Source organism: Micromonospora sp. HK10 (assembly GCF_000982955.1).
Lineage (GTDB): Bacteria > Actinomycetota > Actinomycetes > Mycobacteriales > Micromonosporaceae > Micromonospora.
In genome coordinates this window covers 1-4,841 of record NZ_KQ058876.1, presented here as the reverse complement: position 1 = coordinate 4,841, position 4,841 = coordinate 1, and the positions used below count along the sequence as shown (strand labels likewise).

Annotated in this window: 4 protein-coding genes and 1 pseudogene; 1 reads left to right on the top strand and 4 read right to left on the bottom strand. The window is 74.3% G+C overall.

Translation table 11 applies throughout. From position 1 onward, the window contains the following. A pseudogene (locus LQ51_RS25440) lies at nucleotides 1-351 on the bottom strand (hypothetical protein); the annotation flags it as partial. A gap of 158 nt (nucleotides 352-509) precedes the next feature. On the opposite strand from LQ51_RS25440, the gene LQ51_RS25435 reads away from it, so the two are divergent. After that, on the top strand, nucleotides 510-779 hold the full coding sequence (locus LQ51_RS25435) for a hypothetical protein (protein ID WP_046569939.1): 270 nt from the start codon (nucleotides 510-512) through the stop codon (nucleotides 777-779). Between the two features lie 55 nt (nucleotides 780-834). On the opposite strand, the gene sucD is transcribed toward LQ51_RS25435, so the two are convergent. From sucD to LQ51_RS25420, 3 genes are all read right to left on the bottom strand, one after another. Continuing rightward, the gene (gene sucD / locus LQ51_RS25430; RefSeq protein ID WP_046569933.1) at nucleotides 835-1,722 is read right to left on the bottom strand and encodes a succinate--CoA ligase subunit alpha; all 888 of its coding nucleotides are present in this window, start codon (nucleotides 1,720-1,722) and stop codon (nucleotides 835-837) included. A gap of 2 nt (nucleotides 1,723-1,724) precedes the next feature. Next, entirely contained in the window at nucleotides 1,725-2,903 is a 1,179-nt protein-coding gene (sucC, locus tag LQ51_RS25425; protein WP_046569932.1) for an ADP-forming succinate--CoA ligase subunit beta, read from the bottom strand. 182 nt (nucleotides 2,904-3,085) lie between these two features. Further along, entirely contained in the window at nucleotides 3,086-3,652 is a 567-nt protein-coding gene (locus LQ51_RS25420; protein WP_046569930.1) for a hypothetical protein, read from the bottom strand. Nucleotides 3,653-4,841 lie beyond the last annotated feature (1,189 nt).

Below are 4,841 nucleotides of genomic sequence, written 5' to 3'. Positions count from 1 at the left end.
CGTGCCGCTGGAGACCTCCGCCAGGCCCAGCGGCCCGGCGGAGGTCTCCAGCGGCACGCCGTGCCCCAGCAGCCAGCCGGCCAGGCCGGCGCGGGCCGCCCCGGCCAGCCCGCCGGCGTCCTCGCTGAGCTGGGCCAGGCCGAGCACCACGGCCACCGGCAGCCAGGACGTCACGGCCGCCCAGAGCGCCGCCACCCCGGCGGCGACCGGCAGCGGCGCCCGGCCACGCGGCGCCGCCCCGGACCGGGGCGCGGGCACCCGCGGCCCGCGCCCGTCGCGGTCGGCGGGCCGGGCGTCGGCGGGTTGGGCGTCGGCGGTACGGCGGGGCTGGTCAGGGGTGACGGGTGACATCGGCTCTACTCTGGCATGCCCGGGCGGCGCCGGCAGTCCGATACCGCCCCGGGGTGACGGCGAGTTCCGTGATCCACGCTTTCCCGGCCCCGATCCGGTTTAGCCTCGGCCCAGGGACGCGACCTTCCCGTCGCGGCACCGACCGCTCGGAGGAAGCCGTGAACGCTCCGTATCCGCCGCCGCCACCGCCACCGGCCGCCGGCCGGGACCGGACCACGCTCTGGGGCGTCATCGGGATCGTCACCGGCCTGCTCTGCTGCGGCCTGCTGGGCATCGTCTTCGGCTATCTGTCGATCCGCGACGCCCGCCGGTTCGGCAAGTCCCCGCTGCTCGGCTGGCTGGCCATCGCGTTCGGCGTCATCAACATCATCGCCAGCGCCATCATCCGGGCCCGGGGCAGCTACTACTACCCGTACTGGTACCGCTAGGACGCGGAAGGGGGCCGACCGGGAACGGTCGACCCCCTTCGCACGATACGACCGCTCAGCGGTTGGACATGATCTCCCGCATCAGGTTGGCGGTCTCGGTCGGGGTCTTGCCGACCTTCACGCCGACGGCCTCGAGCGCCGCCTTCTTCGCGTCGGCGGTGCCCGCCGAGCCGGAGATGATCGCGCCCGCGTGGCCCATGGTCTTGCCGGGCGGGGCGGTGAAACCGGCGATGTAGCCGACCACCGGCTTGGTGACGTTGGCCTTGATGAACTCGGCGGCGCGCTCCTCGGCGTCGCCGCCGATCTCGCCGATCATCACGATCGCGTCGGTCTCCGGGTCGGCCTCGAACGCGGCCAGGGCGTCGATGTGGGTGGTCCCGATGATCGGGTCGCCGCCGATGCCGACGCAGGTCGAGAAGCCGATGTCCCGCAGCTCGTACATCATCTGGTAGGTCAGCGTGCCGCTCTTGCTGACCAGGCCGATCCGGCCGGAGCCGGTGATGTCGGCCGGGATGATGCCGGCGTTGGAGGCACCCGGCGACGCGATACCCGGGCAGTTCGGCCCGATGATCCGGGTCCGCTCCCCCTTGGCCACGTTGTACGCCCAGAACGCGGCGGTGTCGTGCACCGGCACGCCCTCGGTGATCACCACGGCCAGGTCGATCCCGGCGTCGATCGCCTCGATGACCGCGGCCTTGGTGAACTGCGGCGGCACGAAGATGACCGTGACGTCCGCCCCGGTCTCCTTCATGGCGTCGGCCACGGTCGCGAAGACCGGCAGCTCGGTGCCGTCGAAGTCGACGGTCTGGCCCGCCTTACGCGGGTTGGTGCCGCCGACGATATTGGTGCCGGCGGCCAGCATCCGCCGGGTGTGCTTGGAACCCTCGGAGCCGGTCATCCCCTGCACGATGACCTTGGAGTCCTTGGTCAGCCAGATTGCCATTGTCAGACCCCCGCAGCGGCCAGCTCGGCGGCCCGCTCGGCCGCGCCATCCATGGTGTCGACCCGCTCGATCAGCGGGTTGTTCGCGCCGTCGAGGATCGCCCGACCGGCCTCGGCGTTGTTGCCGTCGAGCCGGACGACGAGCGGCTTGGTGACCTGCTCGCCCCGCTGCTCGAGCAGGGCCAGCGCCTGCACGATGCCGTTGGCGACCGCGTCGCAGGCGGTGATGCCGCCGAAGACGTTGACGAAGACGCTCTTCACCGACGGGTCGGAGAGGACGATCTCCAGGCCGTTCGCCATCACCGCGGCGCTCGCGCCGCCGCCGATGTCGAGGAAGTTGGCCGGCTTCACGCCGCCGTGCCGCTCGCCCGCGTACGCCACCACGTCGAGGGTGGACATGACCAGGCCCGCGCCGTTGCCGATGATGCCGACGGCGCCGTCCAGCTTGACGTAGTTGAGGTCCTTCTCCTTGGCGGCCTGCTCCAGCGGGTCCACCGCGGCCTGGTCGACCAGGGCCTCGTGGTCCGGGTGCCGGAACGCGGCGTTCTCGTCGAGGGTGACCTTGGCGTCCAGCAGCAGCAGCTTGCCGTCGGCGGTCTTGGCCAGCGGGTTCACCTCGACCAGCGTGGCGTCCTCGGCGACGAACGCCTGCCACAGCTTGACCGCCACCTCGACGACCTGGTCGGCGACCTCGGCCGGGAACCCGGCGGCGGCCACGATCTCGCGCGCCTTCGCCTCGTCCACGCCCGTGTTGGCGTCGATCGGGGCCTTGACCACCTTGTCGGGGGTCTCCGCGGCGACCTGCTCGATGTCCATGCCGCCGGCCACGCTGGCGATGCAGAGGAAGGTGCGGTTCGCCCGGTCGAGCAGGTACGAGAAGTAGTACTCCTCGGCCACGTCCGCGGTCACGGTGATCATGACCTTGTGGACGGTGTGACCCTTGATGTCCATGCCGAGGATGTCGGTGGCCCGGGCCACCGTCTCCTCGGCGCCCTCGGCCAGCTTCACGCCGCCGGCCTTGCCGCGGCCACCGACCTTCACCTGCGCCTTGACGACCACCCGGCCGCCGAGGCGTTCGGCGATCGCGCGGGCCTCCTCCGGGGTCGTGGCGACGCCGCCGGCGAGCACGGGCAAGCCGTGCCGCTCGAACAGGTCCCGCCCCTGGTACTCGTACAGGTCCACGATTGCGCGTCCCGTCCCGTCTCCGCGGCGCGCCGTCGCGCCGCCACCAGCTTCGGAAAATCAGTTTGACGCCTGTCATCAGAAGAGACAGGCCATTTGCCGCAGCCTAACGAGATGGGAACCGGCGGCAACCGAGCGGGTGCGCGGTGTGCGGTAATGCACAACCGGCGGCGTCCGGGAGATCAGCCGACCCGGCAGCGGCCCGCCGCGTAGCCGGCCACCGCCCGCATGATCTCCTCCTCCGGCCGGTCGGCGAAATTGATCGTCGCGGTGAAGCCGGTGCCGTAGAAGGCCTGTTGCAGGCCCGAGTCCAGCGCCGTGAAGGCGCCCAGCCCGGACGCGACCCGCGGGTCGCGCGGCTTGACGCAGAGCATCCGCTCCAGCGCCCACCGGCGCGGGTAGATGTGCTCAATCGCCGCCCACGGCAGCCAGATCGCCTGCCCCCGGGTCGGCCGGGTCTTGATCCACAGCCCGTGCGGCCCGACCGCGAGCACCGGGCCACCGGAAGTGATCATCCAGAGCTGGAAGCCGAGGAGCAGCGCGAACAGCAGCATGAACGCCGGGACGGCGAGCAGCACCAGCCGGTCGGCTTCGCCGCCGGAGACCGCCGCCCCGAGCGGGCAGCCCAGCATCAGGCCGATGAGCAGGATCAGCACCCCGAAGAGCAGGGCCCGCTTGCCCACGCTGTGCCGCAGCACGAACGGCAGGTCCTCGGGGATCCGCCGGGCCGTCACCGCGGTCGGCGCCACCCCGCCCGGGTACGCGGCCGCGCCCGGGTACGCCGCTGCGCCGGGGTACGCCGGTGCGCCGGGGTGCGCGGCTGCGCCGGGATGCGCCGCCGGGCCGGGATGCGCCGCCGGGCCGGAGTGCGCGGCTGCGCCGGGATGCGCCGCCGGGCCCGGGTGCGCGGCTGCGCCGGGATGCGCCGCCGGGCCGGGGTGCGCAGCTGGGCCGGGATGCGCCGCCGGGCGGGGGTACCCAGGACCGACGGCGGGGTGCGCAGCTGCGCCGGGTTGCGCTGGGGCGCCGGGGTGTCCCGGCAGCGGCGGGCGGACCAGCCTGACCGGTTGACCGGGGGACCCGGGGTGCTGCGGCTGTGGCGGCTGGCCCTGGGGTTGTGCCGTCCAACCCGGCGGCTGCACCGGATACCCCGGCTCGGCGGGGTGCTGCGCCGGCCCGCCCGCGCTGCCGGGCTGTCCTGGCCAAGCCGCGTTACCGGGCTGCGCCGGCCAACCCCCGCTGCCCGGCGGCGGCGACCAGCCCGGACCGGACATCGGCTGGCCCGCACCGGGTGGTCCCTGGCCCGGCACCCCGGGCTGCGCCGACGTCGGCGGTGCCTGACCCGGCATCGCGGGCTGACCGGGGTGACCGGGGTGACCGGGCTGGCCTGGCTGGCCGGAGTGGCCAGGCTGGCCGGAGTGGCCAGGCTGGCCGGGGTGGCCGGGGTGTGCGAGCTGGCCGGAGTGTGCCGGCCAGCCCGCGCCGCCCGGCTGGGGCGGGACCTGGGCGGCGGGCTGTGCCGACACAGGTCCGGCCGGCTGGGGCGGGACAGTGCCGGCCGACTGCGGCGAACCGTCCCCCGCCGGTTGTGGCTGCGCCTCGCCGGCGGTCGGCGGGTCCCCGGGCTCCGGGTTCGAGGCGGGGGGCGACGGCTGGGTCACGGCGGACTCCCGGCGGGGTCGTCGAGTGCGGACGCGGTACGGGCAGCCACACCATACGATCCCGGCCCCCACACCGCGGCCCCCCGCTGTCCTCCCCCCGGCGGGCCTTCGCCTCCGCTACCGCTGCGGCGAGTCGCGTCCCCGCCGCGCGGGCCACGGCGCCGCCCGCACCGCCCGCCCCGCACCGCGCGCACCGCTCCCGCACCGCCGGCACCGCCTGCGCGGCAGACAACATCCCGAGAATCGGGGTCTCCGTGGGCCCAGAAGCACCGGATCG

Coding starts and splice junctions, on each gene's coding strand:
- sucD (WP_046569933.1), bottom strand. CDS start 1,722: ATGGCAATCTGGCTGACCAAGGACTCCAAGGTCATCGTGCAGGGGATG.